Consider the following 25848-nt stretch of genomic DNA (forward strand, 5'->3'; position numbering starts at 1 on the left):
AAAACGCTTCGCCCCCCACTCGGTGCCTCGCTAAGGCTCGGCATGCCCGAACGAAGGCATTGATCCGTGGGCCGCCGCCACAGGCCATCCATGGCCTGGGGCGGCTAACCCGGCATCCCTGCCGGGTTACCCACGGCTCAATGCCTGCGTTCGGCCATCGTGGTTAACGGGGCGTTCAGATCAAAAGCAAAAGCAAGACGGCGGCCTGCCGGCCGGCCTGGGGTGGGTGTGTTTCCTGTAGCCGCTGCCGAGCCTGCGAGGCTGCGATCGACCCCGAAAGGGGCGCAAGGTCTGGAGATCGCTGAAGGCCTGCGGCCTTATCGCAGCCTGCGGCAGCGGCTACAGGGAGGCGTGTGCTGTGAGGCAGTAGGTTACGCATTTTCTGTAGGAGCGAGGCTTGCCCGCGATGAGGTCTGTGAGGTCGCCACCGTCGGCACGCCGCTATCCGCATGCCGCCGGCGCAAGGCTTGCGGTACTATGGCCGCCCACGTTTTCTGGAAGTTGCCTGGATGAGTAAGCCCGGTCAATTGGTGCTGGTCGCGTTGCGCAAGATGATCGCCTCGGGCGAACTGGCGGCCGGTGAACGGCTGATGGAGATTCCGACCGCGGAGTTGTTCGGGGTGTCGCGGATGCCGGTGCGCATGGCGTTCCGTACCCTGGAGCAGGAAGGCCTGCTGGTGCGGTTTGGCGGGCGGGGGTTCCAGGTGCGTTCGGTGAGTACCGAGGACATCGCCGGCGCGGTCGAGGTGCGGGGTGTGCTCGAAGGGCTGGCGGCGCGCCAGACCGCCGAGCGCGGCTTGTCGGAGGTGGCGCGGGCGGCCCTGGAGTTGTGCCTGGCCCAGGGCGACCAATTGTTTGCCAAGGGTTATGTGACCGAGGACGACCTGGAGGTCTATCACGACCTCAACATGCGTTTTCACCAGGTGATTGTCGAAGGCAGCCACAACCCGGCGATCGCCGATGCCCTGGCGCGCAACGATCATCTGCCGTTCGCCTCGGTCACCGCGCTGGCGGTGGATCGCCAGGACATGGCTCGCGAATACCGGCGCTTCAACTACGCCCATATGCAGCACCATTCGGTGTTCGACGCCCTGGTCAATCGCCAGGGCGCGCGGGCCGAGGCGATCATGCGCGAGCATGCCAACGCGACCCTGCGTTATGCCGAGATCTTCAGCAGCGCAGCGGCGGACGAGCGGATGAAGGTCATCCTCCGCCCCGCCTGACTCCCTTCAGATATCCAGCACCAGCAGCGGCGTTTTCGAGCGCGAGCAGCAGGGGGTGAACTGGTCGTTGCGCGCCTGCTCGTCCTCGGTGAGGAACAGGTCGCGGTGCTCCGGCACGCCCTCCAGTACCCGGGTCAGGCAGGTGCCGCAAATCCCTTGTTCGCAGGACATGGCAATGTCGATGCCATGGCTTTCCAGGACCTGCACCACGCTCTTGTCCGCAGGCACCTCGAAGACCTGGCCGCTGCTGGCGACCTTGACCGAGAAGCTGCCATCGGCGCGGGTATCGACGGGGGCGGCGAAGTACTCGCGGTGCAGGCAGTCCTCCCGCCAGCCCGCGGCCTTGGCCGTGTCCAGCACGTGCTGCATAAAGCCGCCGGGACCACACACATATAGATGAACGTCGTTGTGAGGCGCGGCCAGGACCTTGGCCGCGTCCAGCGCCGTCTCGGGTTCCTGGTCGAAATGCAGGAACACCCGCTCGGCGAAGGATGAATCGCGCAGGCGTTGGACAAAGGCCGCGCGCTCGCTGGAGCGGGCGCAGTAATGCAGCTCGAAATCGGCGCCGCTGTGGGCCAGGCGCTCGGCCATGCACAGGATCGGGGTGATGCCGATGCCGCCGGCGAACAGCAGGCTGCGCCGGGCTTCCTGGGCCAGCGCAAACAGGTTGCGCGGCTCGCTGATGTGCAGACGCGTGCCGGGGTGGATCCGCTCGTGCATGGCCAGCGAGCCGCCGCGGGAGGCCGGGTCCTTGAGCACGCCGATCAGGTAGCGATGGCGTTCTTCGGGGTGGTTGCACAGGGAGTATTGGCGGATCAAGCCGCCGGGCAGGTGCACATCGATATGCGCGCCGGCGCTGAAGCCCGGCAGCGGGCGGTCATCGGCACTGGCCAGCTCGTAGCTGCAGATGTCCTGGGCTTCGTCGTTACGGGATACCACCACCACATCGATCATCGTCGGTCCTCCGAGTGCTGCCGCCCAGGGCGGTCACTTCTGTTTCTTTTCTTGGGTAAAAGGCTGGGGAAAGGGCAGGGCGCGGCACCGGTGCACTGCCGGCGTAGCGCCGCGCAGGGCTCAGGCCGTGGCGATCAGTTGTGCTTCGCCGGCGCGTTCTTGGGCGATCAGGCGCTCCAGCACCCGCCGCGATTGCACGCCGCCGGCGTCGATATTCAGCTTGAGCAGGTTGCGCGTGGGGTGGGCCAGCAGGTTCTGCTGCTGGCGTTCGAGCATCTCCAGGTCTTCGCTGAAAATCTTGCCCTGGCCCTCGCGAATGTTCGCGGTCAGCGCCTCGTCCCGTGGGTTGAAGTTGCGCGCCATGCCCCAGAAGTACCAGATCGAGGTGTCGTTCTCCGGGGTGATGAAATCCACCACTATGCTCGACGCCTTGAACTGCGCCGGCGCGTTGTAGCCGCCCTGGCCGGCATGGGCCACGCCGACTTCGATCAGCACATGGCTGGGCGGGGTGAAGCGGCATATCTGCCAGCGGTCCACCGGCACGTCGTCGGCCAGGCCATTGCCGCGCAGGGCCATGCGCCAGAACGGCGGGGCCATGATGTTTTCCATATGCCGCGCGGTGACCACTTCATCACCCTCGACCGTGGTGGTCGGCGGCGCCTCGTCGATTTCCTTCTGGCCGATGCTGGAGGCGTGGACGTAGGTTTCGTGGGTCAGGTCCATCAGGTTGTCGATCATCAGCCGGTAGTCGCACTGGATATGGAACAGCCCGCCGCCGTAGGACCACTCATCGCTGACCGCCCATTCCAGATGATGGATCAGCGCCGGATCGGCCAGCGCCTGGTCGCCGGGCCAGACCCAGATAAAGCCGTAGCGCTCGACCACGGCAAAGGTCTTGTTGCACGGGAAGCCGCGCACCCGTTGCCCGGGCATTGCCGCGGTCTTGCCATCGCAGCCCATCACCAGCCCGTGATAACCGCACACCAGGTTGCCGCTTTCCACATACCCCAACGACAGCGGCGCGCCGCGATGGGGGCAGAAGTCCTCGAGCGCCGCGACCCGGCCCTCCAGGCCACGGTAAAACACCATCCTCTTCCCACAGATCTGTCGGCCCAGGGGCTTGTCGGCGATTTCATCGGGGGTGCAGGCAACGTACCAAGTGTTCTTGGGGTACATGGAGGGCTCTCCTGGGGAGTGATTGTTTTTATTTAATGGATCCATTAGAGAGGCTGTGGTGTTTGAGTGTCAACGATAAGATCCAGGTTAAAGGTTGATTTATGGGCGATTATCGGACTGATAGCTGTTGCTTTTATTTTTAATGGATCCATTGGTAGGTGTTGTTAAACACCCCCCAATGACAGAAAGAACGCCAGCGATGGAGGCGGGATGTCGACGTTCGTCGACCCGAGCTGGCGAGCGTGCGACTGGGCCGCGTGCCAGGCATCGATGCCGAGGATGTGATGGTGGTGATTACCACCACTGAGGCAGAGGAATGGTCGTTTGGCGGTGGGTGGGGCAATTAGTCTACCTATGCGTTTCTGGTATTAGTCCTATCCAATCCGTGCCATTTATCAATCAATGGCCGAGGGGTAAGTTGGGGTTCTGCGATTTCCAATCGAGAGCCCTCCATGACCCAGCACCTGATCCGCAAGTACATGCCCGCCGCCGCCAGGGCGGGCACCCTCTGTTTTGCCCTGTGCAGCGGCGCGGTTGTTGAGGCGAGCGAGCGCGGTCCGTTGGTGATCGAGGATCAGGGCAGCCTGATCGCGGGCGGTGGCGTGCGCACTCAGCCGGGCACCTTCGATCCCTACCACCCGATGAATCCCAATGGCCAGACCTACCACGGCGACCATGTGTATGCCTTCTACCAGAAGCCGGTTAACGCGCGCCCGCTGCCGATTGTCATGTGGCACGGCGCGGGGCAGTCGGCGAAGTCCTGGGAGACCACGGCCGATGGGCGTGAAGGTTTCCAGAACATCTTCCTGCGTCGCGGTTTCTCCACCTACCTGATCGACCAGCCGCGCCGTGGCGATGCAGGGCGCAGCCTGGTCGAAGCGACGATCAAGCCGGTGGCGGACGAGCAGTTGTGGTTCAACCAGTTCCGCATCGGCCTGTGGCCCGAGACCTTCGCGGGCAGCCAGTTCCCGCCGGGGCGGGCGGCGCAGGAGCAGTTCTTCCGTTCGATGACCCCCAACACCGGCCCTTACGACATCGAGGTGGTGTCCGATGGCGTGTCGGCGCTGCTGGAGAAGACCGGCCCGGCCATTCTGTTCACCCATTCCCAGGGGGGCGGGCCGGGTTGGCTGACGGCGATCAAGAGCCGCAACGTGCGGGCCATCGTCGCGTTCGAGCCGGGCAGCAGCTTCGTGTTTCCCGAGGGCGAGGCGCCGGTGCCGATTCCCAGCGCGTTCGACACCGTCGCCGCGCAGGTCGTGAGCCAGGCGCAGTTCGAGGCGCTGACGCGCATTCCTATCCTGATCCTCTATGGCGACAACATTCCCGCCCTGCCGGTGCGTTTGCCGGCCCAGGACAGCTGGCGCGCCCGGCTCGAGATGGCGCGCCTGTGGCGCGACGCGGTGAACCGGCATGGCGGTGACGCCAGGCTGATCCACTTGCCGGAGATCGGGATCAAGGGCAACAGCCACTTTCCGTTCTCGGACCTCAACAATGTCGAGATCGCGGACCTGGTTTCGAGGTTTCTTGCAGAGAAGTCTCTGGATTGACTATGGGCACGGCGGCTGGCTGCCGTGTTCTTCAAAAGCAGGGCAGGAGTATTCAAATGAAGCAAACGCTGAAGGCCACGCTCATGGCCGCGATGGTCGGGATGTCGGCCGCCGAGGCCGCGGACTACAAGCAGAATCCGTTCACCCTGGTCTACGAGGGCGCGATCAGCAAGAACGAGCCGGGCAAGGTCAACATCCATCCGGTCAGCTACAAGCTCAATGGCCTGGACATCTCCGCCAACGTCTACACCCCGGCGAACTATGACCCGGCGAAGCAATACCCGGTCGTGGTGGTGGCGCACCCCAATGGCGGGGTCAAGGAGCAGGTCGCCGGCCTGTATGCCCAGCGCCTGGCCGACCAGGGCTACATCACCATCGCCGCGGATGCGGCCTACCAGGGCGCCAGTGGCGGCCAGCCGCGCAGCGTGGACAAACCCGCGTACCGCATCGAGGACATCCATGGCATGGCGGACTTCATCGCCGGCTATCCCGGCGTCGATAACACGCGCCTGGGCCTGCTCGGCATCTGCGGCGGCGGTGGTTATTCGTTGGCCGCGGCGCAAACCGACAAGCGCTTCAAGTCGATTGCGACGCTGAGCCTGTTCAATTCCGGGCGGGTTCGCCGCAATGGCTACAACGACTCGCAACTGGACAGCATCCAGCAACGCCTGCAGCAGGCTTCGGCGGCCCGTGCCCAGGAAGCGGCCGGCGGCGAAGTGCTGTATTCGGGGGATGCTAACCTGACCGACGAACAGATCGCCCAATTGCCCTTCGCGCTGTATCGGCAGGGCTACGAGTACTACTGGAAAACCCACGCGCACCCCAACTCGACCTTCAAATACACCACCAGCAGCCTGCTGGACCTGATGCGCTTCGACGCCACCCAGCAGATCGAACTGATCCGACAGCCGTTGCTGATGATCGCCGGCAGCAAGGCCGACAGCCTCTACATGACCGAGGATGCGTTCGCCAAGGCCACCGGTACCCAGGACAAGGAGCTGTTCAAGATCGACGGCGCCACCCATATCGAAACCTACTGGGTGCCCCAGTATGTGGACGCGGCCATCAGCAAGCTGACGGCGTTCTACGCCAGGACGCTGTGATCGCCGTAACGGCTCGTCATTTCAATAGGCTCGACCAACGAGGAATTCTCATCATGAACAAGACCCTGTTGGGGCTCGCGGTATGCGCCGCGGCGCCCTTGGCTGACGCGGCCGGCCAGGCTGAAAACCCCAGCGAGCCTTTCGCCACCCAGCAGATCAGTCGTGCAGGTACCCAGGCTTCGGTCGCGGGCCCGGAGGATTACTTTTCCGGGCGGGTGCGCGTCGATCCGCTGTTTCCCGCCAGCAGCCCGATCAATGCCTCCGGCGCCTACGTGACCTTCGAGCCGGGCGCGCGCTCGGCCTGGCATACCCATCCCGCGGGGCAGCGCCTGGTGGTGGTTTCCGGCGTGGGCCTGACGCAGGAGTGGGGCAAGCCGGTGCAGGAAATCCATCCGGGCGACGTGATCGTCTGCCCGCCGGGCGTCAAGCACTGGCACGGAGCCGCGGCGACGAGCGCCATGACCCATCTGGCGGTGACCGGCGCGGTGGATGGCAAGAGCGTGCAATGGCTGGAGAAAGTCAGCGATGACCAATACAACGCCCGTTAAGCGGTGCAGGCCCGGAGGGATGACAGTGGCCTTCGCGCTGCTGAGCCTGAACCTGACGATGACGACGAGCCACGCCGCGCAGAACCCTAGGGAGCCTCAAGCCATGTCCTCCGTACCCGCCGTTTCCGAGACGCTGTCCCACAAGCAGCAGGCCATCCCGTTGATCGCGGCGGCCATGGCCACCAGCAATATGCCGCGGCTCAATGCCGCCTTGAACCAGGGGCTGGATGCCGGGCTGACCGTCAGCGAGGCCAGGGAAATCCTGGTGCAGCTCTATGCCTACGCCGGCTTTCCGCGCAGCCTCAATGCCCTTGGCGAGCTGATGAAAGTGCTCGAGGCGCGCAAGCAACGCGGCATCGAGGACGTTCCCGGGCGCGAGCCCAGCGCCGGCATTCCCACGGGCGACGCGCTGCTGGCGGCGGGCAAGGCCAACCAGACGCGGATTTCCGGCGCGCCGGTCCAGGGGCCGCTGTTCGACTTCGCCCCGGTGATCAACCAGTACCTGCAGGCCCATCTGTTCGGCGACATCTTCGAGCGCGACAACCTGGACTGGCAAAGTCGTGAGCTGGCCACGGTCGGCGCGTTGGCCGCCACCCCCGGCGCGGAGCCGCAACTGCGCTCGCACATGGCCGCCAGCATCAGGGTAGGGCTGAGCGTCGGGCAACTGCGGCAACTGGTCCGGGTGCTGGCCGAGCAGGGCGAGGCCGATGCGGCCAAGCGGGCCGGCGAGGCGTTGGAAAAACACCTGGCGGCAAGCGCCGGGGGGCCATGAGGCGGCCCCCGCTCAGGGCATCAGTTTGCGTAACGCAGGGCGTCGCGCAGCAGGGTGAAGGCCGGTGAGCTCTGGCGCCGGCTGGGGTAGTAGAGGTGGTAGCCGGAGAAGGGTTCGCACCAGTCCGCCAGCACGCGAATCAAGCGACCCTGCTCGATATGGGCCAGCACCAGGTCTTCCGGCATGTAGGCCAGCCCCAGCCCCTTGAGGGCGGCGTCCAGGCGCATGGCGATGTTGTTGAACACCAGCTGGCCCTCGACCCGCACCTTCAGTGCCTGGCCCTTTTTCTCGAACTCCCAGGAGAAGATGCCGCCGTAGGTCGGCATGCGCAGGTTGATGCAGTTGTGCTGCATCAGGTCGCTCGGCACTTTTGGCTTGGGGTAGCGGGCGAAGTATTCCGGGGAACCAACCACCGCCATGCGCATGTCGGGGCCGATGCGCACCGCGATCATGTCCTTGGCCACCTGCTCGCCCAGGCGCACGCCGGCGTCGAAGCCTTCCGCGACGATATCGGTCAGGCCGTAGTCGACGATGATCTCGATGTTGAGGTCGGGATGCTCGGGCAGCAGTTTCTCCAGCGCCGGTTGCAGGACCGTGATCGCCGAATGCTCGCCAGCGGTGATGCGCAGTTTGCCCGCTGGCTTGTCGCGGAACTTGCTGAGCAAGGCCAGCTCGTCGTTGATTTCCTCGAACCGGGGGGAGACCACCCGCAGCAGGTGTTCGCCGGCTTCGGTGGGGGAGACGCTGCGGGTGGTGCGCGCCAGCAGCCTGACGCCCAGGCGTTCTTCCAATTGGCGCATGGCCCGGCTCAAGGCCGGCTGCGACATGCCGAGCCTGGCGGCGGCGCGGGTGAAGCTGCGCTCTTGGGCCACGGCGGCGAAGATCGCGAGCAGGTCGTAGCTTTCAGTGGTCATTTATCCGTCCCCGTTATGAACGATGGGGGATTATGCCATCCGATATGGGCAATCGTTCAGCACTTCATGGCACTTGAGGGGAGGCGCGGCGGCGAGCGGACTAGACCCGGCCGAGGGCAAAGTCCGCCGGATCGAAGCGCTCGGTGGTGTCCATCCGGATATTGCGCAGGCCCAGGGTTTCCAGGTGCGACGCATAGAGCGGTTCGGAAAAATAGCTGATCAGCAGCGAGCGACGGCGTGCGCCGCTCGGGTTCAGGCAGCCCGCGTGTACCAGATCGACATCGAACACCAGGATGTCCCCGGCGGAGCCTGAAAGCTGCACCGACCGCGACTCGTCGGTGAAGTCCAGTGGCGGCTCTCCCGGCCCGGGGCGATGGCTGCCGGGGACGATACGGGTGGCGCCGTTCCCGGGGCCATAGTCGTCGAAAAAAGCCAGGGCGTTGGCTATGTCGCCTGGCCGTTGGGCCGACAAGTCGCGGTGCAGCTGCTGCTGACCGCCACCGGCAAGGGGCTCGCGACCTTCCACCTGGGAGAGGAAGAAGCGTTCCCCGATCAACTCGCCCACCACCGCCAGCACCTGCGGCAGGCGACACACCGCCTGAACCGTCGAATCCGCGTCCAGCAGCGAATGGCGCCAGTCCATGCCACGGGGCACAGGCCATTGGTTCGACGGCATCACGCCCGCGTCGAACACGGCACGCAGCTCACCCAGCCACTCGGCCGGGATCGCTTGGCGCAGCAGCACGTAACCCTCTCGATGGAGTTGCTCGCGGTCGGTCATGGTCCCTATGCCTGGAAAAATCGCCCGGGACGGCAGAGGGCAAGGGCAGGGGATGCCGTGTCGTCGATGATCTCCTCGCTGGCCAGGCGGCCGACTATCGCCGCCAGCGTGACGCCAGGGTGCATCGCACACACATACACATCGCCGATATCGGGCAGATAGCCGATGATGGGCGTGCCATCGACCGGCATGGGCCTGAGCCCGACACAGGCCGACTCCAGCTCGATGGACGCAACCCCGTGGAGCTCGTTCCGGATGGCCTGGGCGGTGCGCAGCGCTATCGCGGCTGGCTGGTTTTCCAACGTGTCGTCCAGGTAGTCTTCCGCCGCCAGCAGCGTGCCGTCCGGGCCTTGCCGCACTTCCATTTCCGGGCTGGAGATAAGGGTGCGCACGAGGTCGGGTTGTGAGGCGTAGCGGATCAATATGGCTGGGGAGGCCGCTATTGGCAGGGGCAGGTTCAGCAGCTCGGTCAGCTGCTTGATGCCCGTCCCAGCGGCCAGCAGGACAACGTCGGCCTCGATACGGCCCCTTGCGGTTGTGACGCCCGTCACCCGCGCACCCTGGGTGGTAAAGCCGAGCACCCGCGTCTGGGTGAGCACCTGCGCGCCATGAGCCTGGGCGCCGGCGATCAACGCCTGGGTTGCTTGCACAGCGTCCAGCGCGCCTTCTTCGGCGGCGTACATGGCCTGCTGCGGGGGATGCTTGAGGTTTGGCTCAAGGTCGAGGATCTGTGAGCGCGACAGCCGGGTTGCCGAAGGCGGGTGACCCGAGGCGTGCAGCGCTTCACTCGGGTTTGTGCCATAAGACAGGGCACCGGTCCAGCGCACCTTCAGGCCAGGCAGCTCGGTTTCGAGCCGGCGGTATTCCTGGATCGCCGCACCGCGCAATGAGGCGATGGGATCGGGCCCGTCGTGGGCGGTGTTGATCCAGGCGAATGAGCGTCCCGTCACCCCGGACGCTATGTCTTCAGCCTCCACCAGAATGACCTTCGCGCCTCTGCCCGCCAGGTGATACGCCAGGGACGCGCCCACTATGCCCGCGCCAATGACCACGACGCGTTTGTTTACCGCGTTCCCCATATCAACCTCCATGTTGTCGACCTGATGAGGGTAGGGCATCCAGATAAACGAATACCCTGAGAACCGAGCGGCCTGCTTCGCAAGCTCCCTGTTATTTCTTTTGCACTACTATTTTTTGCACTCCGCCAACACCACTTTGCAGGTGCCGGGCGTGCCGCCGGAGCGGCCGGCATAACGGATGCAGTTATTCAGGGATTTCTGGCGCGCCATGCCCAGGGTGGAACCCCAGGCCAGGCCGCCCTCGCCGGAAGTGGGCAGCGCTTTGGCGTAACAGTTCGAGCCGATGCTGGCGGTCGAATAACGATACTTGGCGGCTTTGCTTGAACATCCCGCGATCAGCGCCAGGTTGATGGCGAGCAGGGAAAACAGGATCCATGACGAGTAGTGGCGTGCTGCTTTTCTGGTCATTCCGGTTCCCCTGTATCAAGACGGTAGAGGCGTGTTCGCAGTGCTGTTCTATTCAGCTTAGAGGGTATCGCGCCTGGCCCTGGGGCCGTCTGGCGGAGTGGATGCGTTTGGGTGTGCCTTGCGTCGGTTGCCATCCGTGTTTGCCTTATTGCAGTCATGGTTCTTGCGGCCAATTGTCCTGGATTTCGTACCACGAAGCCTTGAACGCCACCTGAATGTGTTTCTGTTTATCCGCGGTGAAGGGCGTATCCAGAGTGCCCAGGGCGATCGAGATCCAGTCGGCGTATTCGCCCTGGTCCCTGGACCAGAACAGCGACGAACCGCACTGGCCGCAAAACTGGCGCAGCACCGTTTCGGACGATCGATAGGACTGGAGGCTCCCGGCACCCTGCACGATGCGCAGATCGCTGCGCAACACACTGCCATAGCTGGCGAATGCCGCTCCATGGCTTTTCCGGCACTGGCGGCAATGGCAGTGGGAAAGTGCCTTGGGGCGCGACGAGAGCTGGTATTTGACGGCACCGCAAAGGCAGCAGCCCTGGAAGGTGTCAGTCATTTAAGGGCGTACCTTGAAACGGAAGGGCGCCCATTTAAGCAGTCGGTGTCGGGGATGTCGAATGGCTGACTATTGCTGTTCGTTAACACTGGCTTTCGCCCAGAAGCGACGCTCGCCACTGGCTGCTCGAAGCCGAGAGAGTGTAAAAGCGCTTCCTCGAACCCTTGTTGTGATTCCTGAGGGTTTCATAGTAAGGATTGTCCGTGAAGCGCTTTATTCAAGGTGTTAGGCGCCACTTGTCAGCATAAGGCTCAAGGCGCCCGGGCAAGTAGAGTCAGCCACAGGGCAATACCGAAATCGCCCCTGATCGTATTGCGACTGCCCGCGACACTTGCATAACCGTAGTCCTTGGCCAGAGCAAAAAGCGCTTCCGGACTTACGTTGCCGCCAAAAACAGAAATTGCATTTGAAAATGCTTGCGCAGGAAAGAATATTCTTCCGAACCAGGATGCTCTCACACCTGCAATCTCCAGGATTACATCCTCGTTTGCAGCAGCAAGTTCGTTAATACTGCGATCAGAGACCGACTCTAGACCTGTATCAAGGCTTTTCCCTCTCAGGGCGAGTACGGACGCACCGTATATATGATTGGTAAGCTGGCCAAACTTCCTGCCAGGGACTTTGAAGGTGGAAAACTCCTTGCTTTTCTTATAGATCATCTGCGCAACCTGGTAATTCAACTCGAATGCTTCTGAAACCGCAGAAAGATCAGTGCGATTTATCGGGAAGATGAATCCAAAATAAGCATCCCTGGTCGCATCGATTTTCTCATGAAGATGCCTCGCCTTTTCCTTGTATAGCAATTCAACGTCTTCGCACGTCACGCTACTCAAGTGAACAACATCCAATGATCTGTTCATAGCAATTCCCTTCGACTATCCCGAGAGATGATATATAGCTAACGATTGAACTCAGGGGCGGGCTTTAGCTCGTCCCTGCGAACGAAGCGAGCAATTTAAGCGCATGGTCATGTTTTTTATTAACGATCAAGTTCCTCCGTGAAAGTGATTGCGAATGTATTACGTATAGTTCGAAAATGGCGTTTCATAATATCGATGTGCGTTTATTTATATAGCCAATCCCTCCAAGGGGGCAGCAAGGGCTATTCCCTCCTTTGGCAAGTCAAATGTTGAATCGTCCCTGATTTCCTGGGCACCAGCGAACGATTGCAAAGGGTGGTAAGCCGTCAGGCGTGACTGGCCGCTATCGGCTGCGGGTTCAACCGGACGTGGTGCCGGGAGGGCGACCCCGCATTCACTCCAGGCAGGCTTCAGGCGTCGCCGGCAGGCTATCGAGAAACGCGGCAATCTGCCGGCGGCCGCGCAAGTGCAGCGTGGGAATCTGCGGACCTATGGCCAGGCGTACCGCCTCGATACCCGGGCGGTAGCCGCGATCGAAAGTCCATACGAAGCGCAGGAAGGTCAGGAATGCCCGATCGAGCTTTTCCGCGCAGCCTGCGGCAAGGTCAGGCCGGGGACGGTTCATGATGCTGCGTATGATCACCCGGGTGAAACAGGTGAGCCGTGGCGTATCGAGCCAGATGATCAGGTCGGCACGGGGCAGGCGAAGGTCGAAGGTCCGCCGGGCATAGTTGCCTTCACACACCCAGGCAGCCGGTGCGAGCGCCGCGCGGACCCGTTCGCGGAACTGCTCGGCGTCGGGTTCGACCCAACCGGGTTCCCAGAACAGCGTGTCCAGGTGGACCACAGGCAGGTTCCGGCGCTTGCCGAGGGCTCGGGCGAGGGTGGATTTGCCGCTCCCGGCATTACCCAGAATTACAATCCGTTGCATGGGCGCTTCCTGTCGCGAAAAAAGCCGGCGATTGTGCCGGTTTTGCATCGCCAGTTAAAGGCGAATAGCGGGGCCGACCGCACCGGGAATGGAATGTGTGTTGCCAGTGTGGGGCCTGAAGCCGAGAGCGGGATGTCGATCCATCCTGGTCCCCATTGAGCGCCTGCTCCGACCCTTTGTCGCCTGTCGGCAGCTCTCTCCTTTTCGGGGTGTCTACTGCTAGTGAGGCCCTGTAGGTACAGGGAGGAGAGCAGCATGAGCAATGAACAGGTGGCACCGGAAACCAAAGGGGTTGCAGTGCAGGTACTGGCAACCATTGACCTGGGTCCCGAAATCGAGGGCATGGCCGGGCGCCAACTCAGAATGCGCCTGGTGACCATCGAGCCTGGAGGCGTATTCGGGCCGATCCACAACCATAAAGACCGGCCAGGCGTCGTCTACATACTGGAAGGCACCATCACTGATCATCGCGATGGCGGCGACACGGACTATGGCCCGGGAGTGGGGTGGCCCGAGGACCGGGACACCACGCACTGGCTTGAGAACAAAGGGCCGATTCCGGCGCGGGAGATCTCGGTCGATATTATCCGGCAAGAGTGAGCCCGGGCCGAACATCGATACGGGCGAGCCAGACGCGCGGTTCGCCCAATGCCCATCATTCCCCCGCACCCGCCGCGCCATTGCTCGGGTCGCCCTCGGCCAGCATGCGCATCAGGATTGCCCGCTCCTTCGGCCCTGGCACCAGGCCGCTGGTCCGGCCTTCCAGGACGGTGATGCCGTCTTCGTTGGTCATGCTGATGGCCGCCGTAGCCCGGCCTTGTTCGTCCAGCGCCTGGATGACCCAGTGGCAAGTGATGGTGTCGCCGGCATACACCGGCTGCTTGAACTGGAAGCTCATGGCCGAGGCCAGCCAGCCGATCTGTCCGCCGATTTCGGTGAGCAGGCTGGCGGTCAGCAGGCCATGGGAAACCGGTGCCCTGAAGCGCCGGGCCGCGGCGAACTCGGCATCGAAATGCACCGGGTTGTAGTCGCGGGACAGCGTGGCGAAGCCCTGGATATCCGCCTCTGAAAAACAGCGGGAGAGGGTGAAGCGGTCGCCTGCCTGAAGCCCTTCGGCGGCGCGCTGTCGGAAGCTTTTCATTGCGGTTCCTGGTCCTTTTGCGTATTCGGGGGAGTGCGGTATTCGAGCCCTTTGGATACCCGTGGAACATACCGGTTCAGCGCAGGATCTGCTCGATGAACAGCAGCACGGCGATGATGATCATCAGCGCCCCCGAGAGCCGGCTGACCGCTTGCGCGGCCACCGGGCGCGTCTGCAACACGGCGCGGGAAGCAAAGCCCACCAGCAGGTAGATCACCGCGCAGCTGAAGGCATGCAGCAGCCCCAGCGCGACGATCTGCAGCGGCACCGGCCAGGCGGCCAGCGGGTCGGTGAATTGTGGCAGCAAGGCCAGGAACAGCAGGAACACCTTGGGGTTGAGGCCGCTGACGCAGGCGCCCTTGAGGGTCCAGCGAGCCCAGGACGCGGAAGGCTGGGCCTCCCCGGCGCGGGGCACGGACGGGTTGCGCAACATATTGATCCCCAGCCAGAGCAGATAGCCAGCCCCGCCAAGGGTCAGCAGCGAGAGGGCCAGGGGATTGCTGGCGATCAGCCCGCCGACCCCGGCGGCCACTATCAGCGTCGCCAGCAGATGCCCGATCAACAGGCCGGCCACCGCGGGTATCACCACCCGCCCGAACAGGCCGGCCGATATCGCGTAGGCCCAATCCGCCCCGGGGGTGATCACAAATAGAAACGACACCGCCCAGAACGCCGCGAAAATACTCAGGCTCATGGCCGTCTTGCCTTGTGCTGCTGGGCGAATGCTGTTTCTGGGCTGTCGACGGTGGTGTTAATCGGGGAGGGCATGCTTCTTTCTCGCAAAGATCAGGTTTGCGGAAAGATTAATGGAGTGCGGTGAGAATATTTTATCTATTATTCCAGTCTGAATAAGGTTTTGGGGGAGATCCTTCCAGATGGACAGAATTGATCAGAAGATTCTTGCCGAGCTGCAGGCGGACGGGCGTTTGTCGGTGACCGAGCTGGCGGAACGGGTCGGCCTCAGCCTGTCGCCGTGCCATCGTCGCGTGCGGGCGCTGGAGGAGTCGGGGGTGATCCAGGGCTATCGCGCCCAGTTGTCGCCCAGCGCCCTGGGCCTGACGTTTTCGGCGATGGTGTTTGCCACGCTGCGCGAGGGCGATCACCAGGCGGTGGCCGCCTTCGAAGCGGCGCTGCTGCCGATCCCGCAGGTCGTCGAGGCGCAACGGCTGTTTGGCGAGCCGGATTACCTGCTGCACGTCATCACCCGCGACCTGCCGGCCTTCCAGCAGCTTTACGATGATCGCCTGTCCAAGCTGCCCAACGTCCAGCGCCTGACCTCGACCCTGGTGATGAAACGGGTGATTCAGGACCGCTCGCTGCCGTTGTGAGACGCGTCGACAAACACATCAGAACAACACTTCAGGGAGATACCGATGCGTGAACGAAAATCGGCAAGATTGCTGGTCATCAACCCTTCGCGAAAGGTCCTGCTGTTCCGCTTCCTGCACAAGGAAGGAGCGCTGGCGGGGGATGACTATTGGGCCACGCCCGGTGGCGGGCTTGAAGGGGACGAAACCTTCCAGGTCGCGGCGATTCGTGAACTGCACGAGGAAACCGGTATTCAGGTCTGCGCGGTGGGAGAGCCGGTGGCCGGTCGCCGGTTCCCCATGCAACTGCCCAGTGGCGAGTGGGTGACCTCGGTCGAGCAGTATTTTGTGGTGCACGCGCCAGACCAGCCGCTCTCTCGTGCAGGCTGGACCTCGGCCGAGGCCCAGGTGATGGCCGATCATCACTGGTGGTCCGCCGATGATCTGCGAGCCACCGAAGCCACCGTCTGGCCGCAAGCGCTGGTGCACATGCTGGAAGAGGCGGGGGTGTTCGAGCGGTCCTTGTAGCGTTTTACCGCGGGCTGATCCTGGCTTGATGCGGGGCTGCCGATCTCCCGCGCGGCCGGGATTTTCCGGCTGGCGGTTTGTGCCGTCGATCCAGATTCGCCCTCGACATTCACAACGGCGCCGTCGGCTCGTTCCTCTCTCTACCAACCATTAGAGGGAACGCCCGATGAAAAACACCGAACTCAGCCACATCATCCTCAGTGACCACTCGCGCATCGAGGCCGCCATCAGTACCGGCGCGGCCTGGGAAGTCTGGTTCCAGGTCGAGTTTCTGATGCTGCTGCGCGCAGCCCACCTGGGGTGCACTCGCGAAGCGCCTTACCCACCGCCGAACGGCACCCTGCACCTGGATGTACTGGCCAGCCAGGGTGTCGAGATCTATGCCATCGAGGTGAAAGTCGAGAGCGCCACCAATGCTGGCAACAAACTGTTGGCGGAAACCCGCAAGGATATCGAGAAAATCGCCAAATACACCGAGCCTGTCGAGGCCCGCTGGGTGGTTTCCCTGGCCTATAGCGACGTGGCCAAACGCTCGTTGCGCGGGTTCACGGTGGAGAACAGCGGCCACGCCATCTACCACGAGGCCGGTGCGATCGGTTGCATGATCTTCTCGGTTTGACCCGCGCAGGCGCCAGCAGGGCATGAGGCCTTCCTGGCACCTTTCGACAGTTCGTGCCCTTAGTGAGAGAACAACTGCCGGTCGCCCTGTTTCTGCGAACCTGCGACGTAGTACGCCTCGAACCAGGCGGGCTGGCCCGAGATCGCCGTGGGTTTTTTCAGCAACAGTGGCGGTGGCTGCTTCCCCTGGGTCTCATCGGCGCTGGTGAAGGCTTTTTGCATCACGCTGCGAAAGTGCAGGTGATCGAATATCAGCAGGGCCTGGATGGCATAGACCACGGCGATTTTCTGGTCCTCGATCAGGACCAGGTGATCGCCGTTTTTTTCTTCCCCCGAAATGGACAGGTTCGAGGAACCGGTGAAGACCTTGGCGCTCGGCAGGTTGAAGTCGGTGACGACGAACTTGTTGTGTACCGAAATACCGGTGCCGCCCGACCACTCGCTGCGAAAAGGTTCCGGTGCGTACTGGGCGAGATAGGCGAAATCCACCTCGGCCGAGGTGCCATCGGGCTTGATCACATCCATGCCCGAGGCCTTGTCGGTCACGCCATAGTTGAACACCGGACGCTTGTAGAGGCGGCTGATCGACTCGTACAGGGGGCCGCTGGTGATCTGGTTGAGGAAGGCGATGTTGAACAGCACCGAGCGGCTGGCCTGGTCGATCGCGCCGCCGATCGGGCTGAGCGACAGGTCGCTGTCGCTGTGTGGCGAGAAACAGAAATGCAGGCGCGGGCCGGCGGTCGTTGCGGTGCCGGTTTCGATCACGTGCCATTTCTGCGCCAGGTCGCTGGCCTCGAAGTTTTTCGGATCGCTGAAGCTGGCGTCGAAGACCCGGCCGAACAGGTCCGCTACCTCGAGGTGCTTGAACAACAGCGCATTGTTGTTCTGCACATAGCAGCCGCGGAAGCTGAAGTTGGTGGAGCCGCACAGCACCTGGTAAGGCTTGCCGTTGCGCCGGGCGATCAGCACCTTGTGATGCTGCAGGCCATGGAAATGGCTGCGTCGAACCCGGTCCGCGCCGGCCGAGGCCAGCAGGCGGCTGGCGGCCCGGGTCTCGCAGCTGTCGGGGGCGGCGTGATCGCCGGCGTCGTCGATAATGATGCGCAGGCGACTACCCAGCGCCTCCAGTCTGGCGAGGATGTCCGGTTCGTTGAAGTCGTAGGCGAAGACATCGAGGGTGGTGTCCGGCTGCCGTAGGACTTCATCCAGCACCGCGAAAATCATCGACACCGCCTCGAAGCCGAGCCACTGGTACATGGCCGTCTCGGTCTTCGGGTGGTCGAGCCCGTCCTTGGTTTTCGATGGAATCAGGCTCTTGCCATACACATCGACCTTGACGCCCGCGGGCACCCGGTCGCGGAAGGCCTGCGAGGAGGTAAAGCCCCGGGTGAAACCAATGTCGAGGATGCCTTCGTAGCTGATGGGGTCGAGGTCGATCGACAGTTCGATGACCGTGCCGGGAACCAGCTGGCCGTCGTTGGCCATGTGCATCATCCGGCCCCGGTAGGTGAAGGTGCCTTGGTCGACCTCATGGGGGACGTGAACCCAGCGAAACTTCTGGAAGGGCGCTTCCAGCGAGGAATACTTGCGCTGGCCATCGACCGCGCTGTGGGCCGGCTCGTCGTAGGCAAAGGCGATGCGGTTGGGCAGGGGCTTGAAGTCGGTGCTGCCGGGAAACCGGCATTCGATGGCGAACCCCACCAGGTCGGGGGGAGGGGTGTCGACATCGAAACCGATCAGGCACATGCGTTCGCCGCGCCACAGCTTCATGGTGAAACCGTCGAGCGTCTGGGTGTTGTAGAAATCGGCCATGGGGGCGCTCCTTGCGCGGGGGGACGAGTCAAGCCGGGGCTGGATGTGTGCAGCGTAGAACAGCGCGGCGGGCGGTGGCGGTTTTAGCACGGGCCGGGTCGCGGGGGCGGGTTGTATTGCGCCCCGATGCTCTTATATGTTGCAAGCCCGACCCGTTCGACTCCTTGCAGAGAAGCCCTCGATGAACCTCGCCACCCTGTTGCTGTTTCTCCCGGCCTGCTTCGCCCTGAACATGGCGCCCGGGCCCAACAACCTGTTGTCGGTCAGGAACGCGACGGCCTACGGTTTTCGCACCTCCTGCCTGGCGGGTGCCGGGCGACTGGCCGCGTTCGCCCTGATGATCGCCCTGGCCTCGGCCGGGCTGGCAGTGGTGCTGCAAGCCTCGGAACTGCTGTTCTATGCGATCAAGATCCTGGGCGCGGCGTACCTGCTGTACCTGGCGTATCAGCTCTGGAGCGCCGACACCCAGGCCGAAACCGAAAAAAAGACCGCGCCCCTGGGGCTGGCCGCGCTGGCCCGGCAGGAGTTCCTGGTGGCCATCGGCAACCCCAAGGCGATCCTGATCTTCACCGCCTTCCTGCCGCAATTCGTCGACCCCGCGGCCCCGGTCCCCGGCCAGTTCCTGGTGCTCGGCGCCTTGTTCCTGCTGCTGGAATGGATAGCCATCAGCGCCTACGCCTGCATGGGCCTGCACATGCGCCGCTGGTTCGCCGAGCCGCGCGGCAAGAAGATCTTCAACCGCTGCTGCGCGGCGTTTTTGTCGGCGGCGGCTTCGGTGTTGCTGTTGGCGCGGCGGGCTTGAGTTGTCCGTAGATGTGCGTGCTCTTGCCGGGGGCCGTTGACGTCGCCTTCCAGCGTGATGGTTGGCACTTTGAACGATATGCAGATCGCTTCGCAGCTGCCCTAAGGGGCGAATGCCACCCATGGCTTTTACGGCGCTGGCTGCAATGGCCAGTGGGAAAGCGCTTTGGGGCGGGACGAGCGCTGGTATTCAATGGCGCCGCACAGGCAGTTGCCCTGGAAGGTGTCAGTCATTCAAGGGCGCACCTTGAAGCGGAAGGGCGCTCATATAAACGGCCGGTGTTGGGGGAGGTAGAAGGGCTGGTTTCGGCCGTGGATTCAATCGGCCGATGCAGCGGATTGGCCATAAGCGGGTACTCAAGCTACGGGCCTGGCGTTTTGCTCGCTGCGGTTCAGTCTTCCGGCAGGTTATTGAATATTTTTTCCAGGGTTCCGTTCAGTTTGGTGATCTGGGCCTCGGTCAGGCCTTTGAAACTGGTGCGGAAGATATCGCTGGTGCAGTGCTGGACTTCTTCGATGGTATGGCGGCCGATATCGGTGAGGGAGACCTGAGTCACGCGCCCATCGCTGGCGCTAGTGTTGGTCTCCACCAGGCCATCGGCTTTCATGCGATAGACAATTTTGGTGATGGTCGAGAGCTTTGCGATGGCATGGATGGAGATTTCCGAAATGCTTGATTCGCCATTTTCCTTGAGGATGAACAGAATCCGCCAGCGCGGGATATCCATATCGATTTTTTTCAGCGCTTTCTCCATGGCCATGGAGTAGCGGCCATGCAGGCGAGCCAGCCAGTAGAAGGGAAAATCTTCCTTCTTGAAATCTTCACTGGCGGGGTTGTATCGGCTCAGGCGCTTTTTCGGGGTGGTCATAAAGGTTGGCGTAGTCTTTCTGGTGAGCTGGGTTGATAGCGGGCGCCATTGTCGCGCCGCACGCAGCAAAAAACCAGCAGACAGGTCACAGCGTGCCTTGGGCAAGGCCTTCAGGTCGGACGCTCGTGTGTGAGGTTTTGACGAAAGTGTCGGCCACCCTTGATCGGCTAAAACAGGGTGGGTAGGAGTGCGAAGGCCGGGGTACGGTTGAGCATGCAGAGCCGCGCCTGGGGCTGTTCGGCGCTGCTGCGAATCGCAGGTGCGAGCCCGCTGATTGGCTCGATCGATTCCGTCAGGCGGCTGGCCGCCTGACGGACCCTTGAACCAGCCACTGAGCGCTCTCGCGATTACCAGCGCGGGCCGAGTTCGGCGCACATTTTGCGAACCATGGCGTCGAAGAATTTCACCGCGAAACCGCTGTCCCGAATGAGCATGGCCGTGAGTTCGGCGCACTTGCGGCTGATCGCCTCCGGCAGCGGATTGTCTTCACCGCCCAAGGCGCCGGCCTGGCACTGGATTTCGGCGGCGCGCTGCACCGTCCACAACAGGAAGAACGCCTTGGCGATACTGCTTTCGCCGACGGCAATGCCGTGGTTGCGCAGCACCAGAATGTGCTTGTCGCCGAGGCTGTCGATCATTCGGGTTTTTTCGTCATCAAACAGCGTGATGCCTTCGAAGGTGTGGTAGCCGATCCGACCGTAGAGTTGCGCCCCATAAAAGTCGTTATGAGCAAAACCGGCCTTTTTCATGACAATCGCCGAAATCGGCGTGGTGTGCGTGTGGATCAGGCACTGAATATCTGCGCGCGCACCGTGCACTGCGCTGTGCAGGGCGAAGCCGGCAGGGTTGCCGTCATAGGGCGAGTCTTCGAGCTTCTTGCCGTGCAGGTCGACCTTGAGCAGGTTGGCCGGCGTCACTTCGGTGTAATTCAGGCCGAACGGGTTGACCAGATAGTGGTGCGCCGGGCCGGGCAGGCGTGCGGAAATATGGTTGAAGATGGTCTCGGTCCAGCCAAAGAAATCCACCAGGTGGTAGCAATGCGCAAGTTGCACGCGCAGTGCCCATTCTTCGTCGCTGCACGTCTGGGGTGTTGCCGATGGGGTCTGGTCCATGTCGATGTCCTGGTTGTAGTGAGTCAGTGACGGGCCTGTTCGCCGCGAAAGCGTGCCAGGGCAATGAGGTGGCGAGTGATGGGCATCGGGATCGCCATGCCATCGGCCAGCTCCAGCACCGCATCGCCGATGGCGGCCAGCTCCAGAGGGCGGCCTTTCTCATAGTCCTGCAGCATTGAGGTGCGCACGGCGCCCATGCCGGCGCCGAGTTCGAGAAAGGTCCTTGGATCGATGCTCACGCGCGCGCCATAAGCGGCGGCCGTCAGCAGGGCTTCGTGCAGACAACTGCTGACCAGGTCGCGGAGCTCCGGCAGGCTGTAAAGCTGCTCGAGGGTGGCGCCGGTAATCACCGAGAGCGGGTTGGAGGTGAGGTTGGCGATGATCTTGGTCCACAGGTTGTCGCGGATGCGGTCGGTGGCTCGCGCTTCTATTCCGACACTTTCAATCAGTGCGCGCACACGCTCCAGGCGCGGGCTGAGACGGTTGTCGGGTTCGCCGAAAATCATCAGGTGCGGGGTGCGCGATTCGGCCACGGCGCTGGCCGGGCAGTGTGCGGTGATGAACACTACGCAGCCGATCACGTGACGCAGATCCAAGGTCCGGCTGAGAATCGACTGCGGATCGACCGCGTTCACCTGTTGCCCCGCGTAGCGTCCACCCTCGCCGTGGAAGTACCACCACGGCACGCCGTTGACCACCGGGATCACCACCGTCTCGGCAGTCATCATCGGTTGCAACTGCGGCAGCAGGGTGGCCAGGGCTTGTGCCTTGGCGCAGAGAAAAATCAGGTCTTGCTCGCCGAGGCTGGCGGCGTCGTCGCTGGCGTCGACCCGTACATGGTGGTGGCCGTCCAGGTCGTTCAGGTGGATGCCGTCACGGCGGATGGCGCTCAGGGTTTCTCCTCTGGCCAGTACCTTGACCATGTGGCCGCTAGCAGCCAGACGTGCTGCCAGGGTGCAGCCGATAGCACCGGCACCGGCGATGCCGATGCGTAGGGGGATAGCGTTCATCGCGACTCCAGATGTTCAAAGGCCGGATAAGACCGTGCTCGACGCGCCCGGCGCCCTTCGGTCGCCGGGGCAGGGCAGCCGTCAGTTGGCGAGCATTTCCTGGTGCTTGCTGGCCAGGCCCAGATAGGCTTCGATCACGCGCGGATCGTCGGCCAGTTGCTGCGCCGGGCCCTGTATGGCGATCTGGCCGGTTTCCAGCACGTAGGCGTAATCGGCCACCCGCAGGGCGGCGCGCGCGTTCTGCTCCACTAGCAGAATCGATACCCCTTGCTCGCGCAGGGCGGTAATGATCCGGAAAATCTCCCGGGTAATCAGCGGCGCCAGGCCCAGGCTCGGTTCGTCGAGCATCAGGAGCTTGGGCTTGGCCATCAGTGCCCGACCCACGGCGAGCATTTGTCGTTCACCGCCAGACAATGTCGCTGCCAGTTGTTCACGGCGCTCCCAGAGACGCGGGAACAGCTCATAGATTTCGGCCAGCGTCTCGCTGTAGCGCCGGTCGCCCCGGCGATGGCGCTGGAAGGCGCCGAGCAGCAAGTTGTCGGCCACGCTCATGCTGGTGAACAGCTCGCGTTTTTCCGGCACCAGTCCCAGGCCCCGTGAGACCATCACTTCCACTTCCGGCAAGGCTTCCAGGCTGCCATCGAAATGAACCTGCCCCCGGGAGCCAAGCACGCCCATGATTGCCGAAAGCAGGGTGGTCTTGCCGGCGCCATTGGGGCCAATCACCGTCACGATCTGGCCCTTGCCCACCGTCAGGCTGGCGTCGCTCAGCGCTTCGACTTTGCCATAGGCCACGCTCAGGTCCTTGATCTCCAGCACGGCGTCGTCGACCTGGTTGCGCGGTGTGAGGTGCGGTTCCACTTGCATGTTCATCATTCGGCTCCTCCCAGATAGGCTTCCAGTACCGCGGGATCCTTCTGTACGTCTTCAGGCAATCCCTGGGCGATCCGCTGGCCGAACTCCATGACCACCACGCGGTCGACCAGGCCCATGACGAAGTCCATGTCGTGCTCGACCAGCAGGATCGCCATGCCTTCGCTGCGCAGGCGGCTGAGCAGGACGCCCAGGGCTTCCTTTTCTTTCAGACGCAGGCCGGCCGCGGGTTCGTCGAGCAGCAGCAGGTACGGGGCGGCGCACAAGGCGCGGGCAACTTCCAGAATCCGTTGTTGGCCCAGGGCCAGGCTCCCGGCCTCTTCATACAGGTAGTCGCCGAGGCCCACGCGCTCCAGTTGATGCCTGGCTTCGCCGAGCAACCGGGCTTCCTCGCGACGATCCAGGTGCAGGGCCGCCGACAGCACGCCTTGCTTGCCACGCAAATGCGCGCCAATGGCGACGTTCTCCAGCACGCTCATGTTGCCCAGCAGTTTCACGTGCTGGAAGGTGCGGCTCATGCCCATGCGTGCCACTTGCCGGGCATTCAGGCCATTGATCTTCTGGCCCATGAACAGCACATCGCCGCTGCTCGGTGTGTCGACACCGGATAGTTGGTTGAACAGGGTGCTTTTGCCGGCGCCGTTGGGGCCGATCAGCGCGAGGATTTCGCCGGAGCGGATTTCCAGGCTCATGTCGTTGTTGGCCACCAGCCCGCCGAAGCGTTTGGTCACATGCCGCGCTTCAAGGACTCGTTCGCCATGTTCAGGCCGTCGCCGATGTGCCAGCGGCACAGCCGGGGCGTCGGTGCTGTGGACCTGGCGGCGTACCTTGGCGCGGGCCGGTATCAGGCGCGCCAGCAATGGCCAGAGACCGGCGGGCGCACGCTGCATGAGGACCACGATCAGAATGCCGAACACGATGATTTCGTAGTTGCCGGTATGCCCCAGCAGAGCCGGCAACCAGTCCTGCAACCACTGCTTGAGCAGGGTCAGGATGCCCGCGCCGAGCAGGGCGCCCCAGACGCTGCCGACACCGCCGATCAAGGCCATGAACAGGTAGTCGATGCCCATGTTCAAACCGAATGGCGTCGGATTGACGAAGCGTTGGGTGTGGGCATAGAGCCAGCCGGAAATCGCCGCGAACACCGCGGAAATGATGAAGATCACCATCTTCGAACGGAAGGTGTCGACGCCCATCGATTCGGCCATTGCCTGGCCACCCTTGAGGGCGCGGATGGCGCGGCCTTCGCGAGAGTCGAGGAGGTTCTGGGTGATGACGATCGCCAGCAACAGCAGGGCCCAGATCAGGTAGAAAATGTTCTCGCCCTTGTCCAGCTTCAGGCCGAACAACGAGATCGACGGCAGGCCACCGACGCCGGTATGGCCGCCCAGAGATTCCAGGGTGCCGAACAGGTAGTACAGCGAAAGCCCCCAGGCAATCGTCCCTAGCGGCAGGTAATGCCCGGACAGCTTGAGCGTCAGCGCGCCGAGAATCAGCGCGACCGAAGCGGTGAGCACCACGCCCACCAGCAGCGTCAGCCAGGGTGACGTTCCGGCCCAGGCCAGCCAGGCCGGCAATTGTTCGGCGGTGGTCAGGTAGGCCGAGGTGTAGGCACCGAGCCCGACGAACGCGGCCTGGCCGAAACTGGTCATGCCGCCGACGCCTGTGAGCAGCACCAGCCCCAGCACCACCATGGCGTACATGCCGATGTAGTTGAGCAGGGTGACGTAGTAGGGGGGCAACAGCAGCGGCGCAATGCCCACCGCCAGCAGCAAGGCAAGTAACAGGTAGCGCGAATTCATTCTTCTTCCTCCACATGACGACGGGTGAATGAACGCCAAAGCAGGAACGGAATAATCAGCGTGAACACGATGATTTCTTTATAGGTGCTGGCCCAGAACATGGAGAAGGCTTCGATCAGGCCCACCGCCAGGGCGCCGAGTGCGGCGACCGGATAGCTGACCAGCCCGCCAATGATCGCCCCGACGAAACCTTTGAGGCTGATGACGAAACCGGAGTCGAAGTACAGTGTGGTGATCGGCGCGATCAGGATCCCCGAAAGCGTGCCGATCAGCGCGGCGAGCAGGAAGGTCGACTTGCCCGCGAGCGTCGGGGAAATCCCCATCAGCCGGGCACCCATGCGGTTGATCGCGGTGGCACGCAAGGCCTTGCCATAAAGCGTGCGCTCGAAGAACAGGTACAAACCGACGATCAGCCCCAGGGACACGGTCAGGACCCAGAGGGTCTGGCTATTGAAGGTCACCGGACCGAGTTCCAGCCCGGCTTCGGAGAAGGGCCTGGTGCGGGCGCCTTCGGGGCCGTACAGCAATAGCGCCATACCGGTCATGCTGACGTGTACGGCGATCGACACAATCAGCAGGACCAGCGAACTGGCCGAGGCGATCGGTTGGAACACCAGGCGGTAGATTTGCGGCCCCAATGGTACCACCAGCGCCAGCGTCAGCAGCGCCTGGACCGCCATCGGCAACTCGGCCAATGGCAAGGTGTTGATCAGCACCGCCAGCAGCCCCGCGTAGCCGAGCTTGAAGAGAATGCGTACGGCAAGCCGAAGGCTCGCACGTGCCGCCCCCCACAGGTCGAGCGCGCAATCGATCAGTGTCAGGCCGAGTAGCAGCCAGACCAGGGCCGTCGGGTGGCCGTTCTGCAACGTGGCCATGGTCAAGGCGCCGTAGGTCACGAATTCACCCAGGGGGATCAACAGGATCCGGGTCACGGTGAACACCAGAAGGATCGACAGGGCCAACAGCGCATAGATCGCGCCGTTGGTCATGCCGTCCTGGCCCAGCAGCATGGCTATCTGGAAATTCATAATGAGAGCTCTTGTCTACAGATTGAATATCAGGCCCGCGTGCAGGTGCGGATCGCCTCGTCGGCAATCGAGCGGGGCGTGCGGCGGGCCGTGCA

General features: G+C 63.0%; 26 protein-coding genes and 2 pseudogenes. 10 read left to right on the forward strand and 18 right to left on the reverse strand.

All coding sequences use genetic code 11. The features are described 5' to 3' along the window. Positions 1-509 precede the first annotated feature (509 nt). Entirely contained in the window at positions 510-1223 is a 714-nt protein-coding gene (locus CXQ81_RS15095) for a GntR family transcriptional regulator (RefSeq protein WP_101337667.1), read from the forward strand. A gap of 6 nt (positions 1224-1229) precedes the next feature. Here CXQ81_RS15095 and CXQ81_RS15100 read toward each other — a convergent pair whose 3' ends face one another. Both CXQ81_RS15100 and CXQ81_RS15105 read right to left on the reverse strand, forming a co-directional pair. After that, positions 1230-2177 (reverse strand): PDR/VanB family oxidoreductase, encoded by a 948-nt coding sequence (locus CXQ81_RS15100; RefSeq protein WP_101337668.1) that lies wholly within the window; start codon positions 2175-2177, stop codon positions 1230-1232. A gap of 120 nt (positions 2178-2297) precedes the next feature. Then, the gene (locus tag CXQ81_RS15105; protein WP_101337669.1) at positions 2298-3353 is read right to left on the reverse strand and encodes an aromatic ring-hydroxylating dioxygenase subunit alpha; all 1056 of its coding nucleotides are present in this window, start codon (positions 3351-3353) and stop codon (positions 2298-2300) included. 245 nt (positions 3354-3598) lie between these two features. Between CXQ81_RS15105 and CXQ81_RS15110 the strand changes: the two are divergent. The 4 genes and pseudogenes from CXQ81_RS15110 to CXQ81_RS31760 form a co-directional block, all read left to right on the forward strand. Then, a pseudogene (locus tag CXQ81_RS15110) lies at positions 3599-3700 on the forward strand (tautomerase family protein); the annotation flags it as partial. 105 nt (positions 3701-3805) lie between these two features. Further along, positions 3806-4900 carry an alpha/beta fold hydrolase gene (locus tag CXQ81_RS15115; RefSeq protein WP_101337670.1) on the forward strand — a complete coding sequence of 365 codons (1095 nt, stop codon included), beginning with the start codon at positions 3806-3808 and terminating at the stop codon, positions 4898-4900. A 56-nt stretch (positions 4901-4956) separates the two neighbouring features. Then, positions 4957-6003: an alpha/beta hydrolase gene (locus tag CXQ81_RS15120; protein ID WP_101337671.1), complete on the forward strand. Its 1047-nt coding sequence runs from the start codon at positions 4957-4959 to the stop codon at positions 6001-6003. A 53-nt stretch (positions 6004-6056) separates the two neighbouring features. Beyond that, positions 6057-7323, forward strand: a pseudogene (locus tag CXQ81_RS31760) (carboxymuconolactone decarboxylase family protein). A gap of 20 nt (positions 7324-7343) precedes the next feature. On the opposite strand, the gene CXQ81_RS15135 reads toward CXQ81_RS31760, so the two are convergent. The 7 genes from CXQ81_RS15135 to CXQ81_RS15165 all read right to left on the reverse strand — a co-directional run bounded on the left by CXQ81_RS15135 (position 7344) and on the right by CXQ81_RS15165 (position 12852). Further along, entirely contained in the window at positions 7344-8237 is an 894-nt protein-coding gene (locus CXQ81_RS15135; RefSeq protein ID WP_101337674.1) for a LysR family transcriptional regulator, read from the reverse strand. 100 nt (positions 8238-8337) lie between these two features. After that, positions 8338-9018: a phytanoyl-CoA dioxygenase family protein gene (locus CXQ81_RS15140; RefSeq protein WP_101337675.1), complete on the reverse strand. Its 681-nt coding sequence runs from the start codon at positions 9016-9018 to the stop codon at positions 8338-8340. 5 nt (positions 9019-9023) lie between these two features. Next, on the reverse strand, positions 9024-10097 hold the full coding sequence (locus tag CXQ81_RS15145; protein ID WP_101337676.1) for an FAD-binding oxidoreductase: 1074 nt from the start codon (positions 10095-10097) through the stop codon (positions 9024-9026). A gap of 108 nt (positions 10098-10205) precedes the next feature. Further along, positions 10206-10505, reverse strand: a complete 300-nt coding sequence (locus tag CXQ81_RS15150) for a hypothetical protein (protein ID WP_101337677.1) — start codon at positions 10503-10505, stop codon at positions 10206-10208. Positions 10506-10659: 154 nt separating this feature from the next. Beyond that, entirely contained in the window at positions 10660-11061 is a 402-nt protein-coding gene (locus tag CXQ81_RS15155) for a GFA family protein (RefSeq protein ID WP_101337678.1), read from the reverse strand. 251 nt (positions 11062-11312) lie between these two features. Next, positions 11313-11921, reverse strand: coding sequence for a hypothetical protein (locus CXQ81_RS15160; RefSeq protein ID WP_101337679.1), 609 nt, complete (start codon positions 11919-11921; stop codon positions 11313-11315). Positions 11922-12315: 394 nt separating this feature from the next. After that, positions 12316-12852 (reverse strand): AAA family ATPase, encoded by a 537-nt coding sequence (locus CXQ81_RS15165; RefSeq protein WP_101337680.1) that lies wholly within the window; start codon positions 12850-12852, stop codon positions 12316-12318. Between the two features lie 255 nt (positions 12853-13107). Between CXQ81_RS15165 and CXQ81_RS15170 the strand changes: the two genes are divergently transcribed. Beyond that, positions 13108-13452: a cupin domain-containing protein gene (locus tag CXQ81_RS15170; RefSeq protein ID WP_007932019.1), complete on the forward strand. Its 345-nt coding sequence runs from the start codon at positions 13108-13110 to the stop codon at positions 13450-13452. Between the two features lie 55 nt (positions 13453-13507). Here CXQ81_RS15170 and CXQ81_RS15175 read toward each other — a convergent pair whose 3' ends face one another. Further along, the gene (locus CXQ81_RS15175; protein ID WP_101337681.1) at positions 13508-13993 is read right to left on the reverse strand and encodes a MaoC family dehydratase; all 486 of its coding nucleotides are present in this window, start codon (positions 13991-13993) and stop codon (positions 13508-13510) included. Positions 13994-14069: 76 nt separating this feature from the next. Next, complete coding sequence (locus CXQ81_RS15180; protein WP_087087765.1) at positions 14070-14687, reverse strand: LysE family translocator; 618 nt, start codon at positions 14685-14687, stop codon at positions 14070-14072. Between the two features lie 181 nt (positions 14688-14868). Here CXQ81_RS15180 and CXQ81_RS15185 point away from each other — a divergent pair, with 181 nt between their 5' ends. From CXQ81_RS15185 to CXQ81_RS15195, 3 genes are all read left to right on the forward strand, one after another. Further along, on the forward strand, positions 14869-15321 hold the full coding sequence (locus CXQ81_RS15185; RefSeq protein ID WP_053260817.1) for an Lrp/AsnC family transcriptional regulator: 453 nt from the start codon (positions 14869-14871) through the stop codon (positions 15319-15321). 45 nt (positions 15322-15366) lie between these two features. Beyond that, positions 15367-15828 (forward strand): NUDIX hydrolase, encoded by a 462-nt coding sequence (locus tag CXQ81_RS15190; RefSeq protein ID WP_101337682.1) that lies wholly within the window; start codon positions 15367-15369, stop codon positions 15826-15828. Between the two features lie 166 nt (positions 15829-15994). Continuing rightward, entirely contained in the window at positions 15995-16447 is a 453-nt protein-coding gene (locus CXQ81_RS15195; protein ID WP_053260819.1) for a hypothetical protein, read from the forward strand. Positions 16448-16506: 59 nt separating this feature from the next. On the opposite strand, the gene CXQ81_RS15200 is transcribed toward CXQ81_RS15195, so the two are convergent. Then, complete coding sequence (locus CXQ81_RS15200) at positions 16507-18258, reverse strand: phospholipase D-like domain-containing protein (RefSeq protein WP_101337683.1); 1752 nt, start codon at positions 18256-18258, stop codon at positions 16507-16509. A 181-nt stretch (positions 18259-18439) separates the two neighbouring features. Between CXQ81_RS15200 and CXQ81_RS15205 the strand changes: the two genes are divergently transcribed. Beyond that, positions 18440-19060 (forward strand): LysE family translocator, encoded by a 621-nt coding sequence (locus CXQ81_RS15205; RefSeq protein ID WP_101337684.1) that lies wholly within the window; start codon positions 18440-18442, stop codon positions 19058-19060. Between the two features lie 391 nt (positions 19061-19451). Here CXQ81_RS15205 and CXQ81_RS15215 read toward each other — a convergent pair whose 3' ends face one another. From CXQ81_RS15215 to CXQ81_RS15240, 6 genes are all read right to left on the reverse strand, one after another. Further along, positions 19452-19928, reverse strand: a complete 477-nt coding sequence (locus tag CXQ81_RS15215; RefSeq protein ID WP_007931992.1) for a MarR family winged helix-turn-helix transcriptional regulator — start codon at positions 19926-19928, stop codon at positions 19452-19454. A gap of 347 nt (positions 19929-20275) precedes the next feature. Then, the gene (locus tag CXQ81_RS15220) at positions 20276-21040 is read right to left on the reverse strand and encodes a class II aldolase/adducin family protein (RefSeq protein WP_053260822.1); all 765 of its coding nucleotides are present in this window, start codon (positions 21038-21040) and stop codon (positions 20276-20278) included. A gap of 23 nt (positions 21041-21063) precedes the next feature. Continuing rightward, on the reverse strand, positions 21064-22050 hold the full coding sequence (locus CXQ81_RS15225) for a ketopantoate reductase family protein (protein WP_007931987.1): 987 nt from the start codon (positions 22048-22050) through the stop codon (positions 21064-21066). Positions 22051-22131: 81 nt separating this feature from the next. Next, on the reverse strand, positions 22132-22926 hold the full coding sequence (locus CXQ81_RS15230) for an ABC transporter ATP-binding protein (RefSeq protein WP_172963059.1): 795 nt from the start codon (positions 22924-22926) through the stop codon (positions 22132-22134). Continuing rightward, positions 22923-24725, reverse strand: coding sequence for an ATP-binding cassette domain-containing protein (locus CXQ81_RS15235; protein WP_007931983.1), 1803 nt, complete (start codon positions 24723-24725; stop codon positions 22923-22925). Before CXQ81_RS15235 ends, CXQ81_RS15230 begins: the two co-directional genes overlap by 4 nt. Next, positions 24722-25753, reverse strand: a complete 1032-nt coding sequence (locus CXQ81_RS15240; protein ID WP_007931981.1) for a branched-chain amino acid ABC transporter permease — start codon at positions 25751-25753, stop codon at positions 24722-24724. Before CXQ81_RS15240 ends, CXQ81_RS15235 begins: the two co-directional genes overlap by 4 nt. Between the last annotated feature and the right edge of the window lie 95 nt (positions 25754-25848).

This window comes from Pseudomonas sp. 09C 129, from assembly GCF_002843625.1.
Classification (GTDB): domain Bacteria; phylum Pseudomonadota; class Gammaproteobacteria; order Pseudomonadales; family Pseudomonadaceae; genus Aquipseudomonas; species Aquipseudomonas chlororaphis.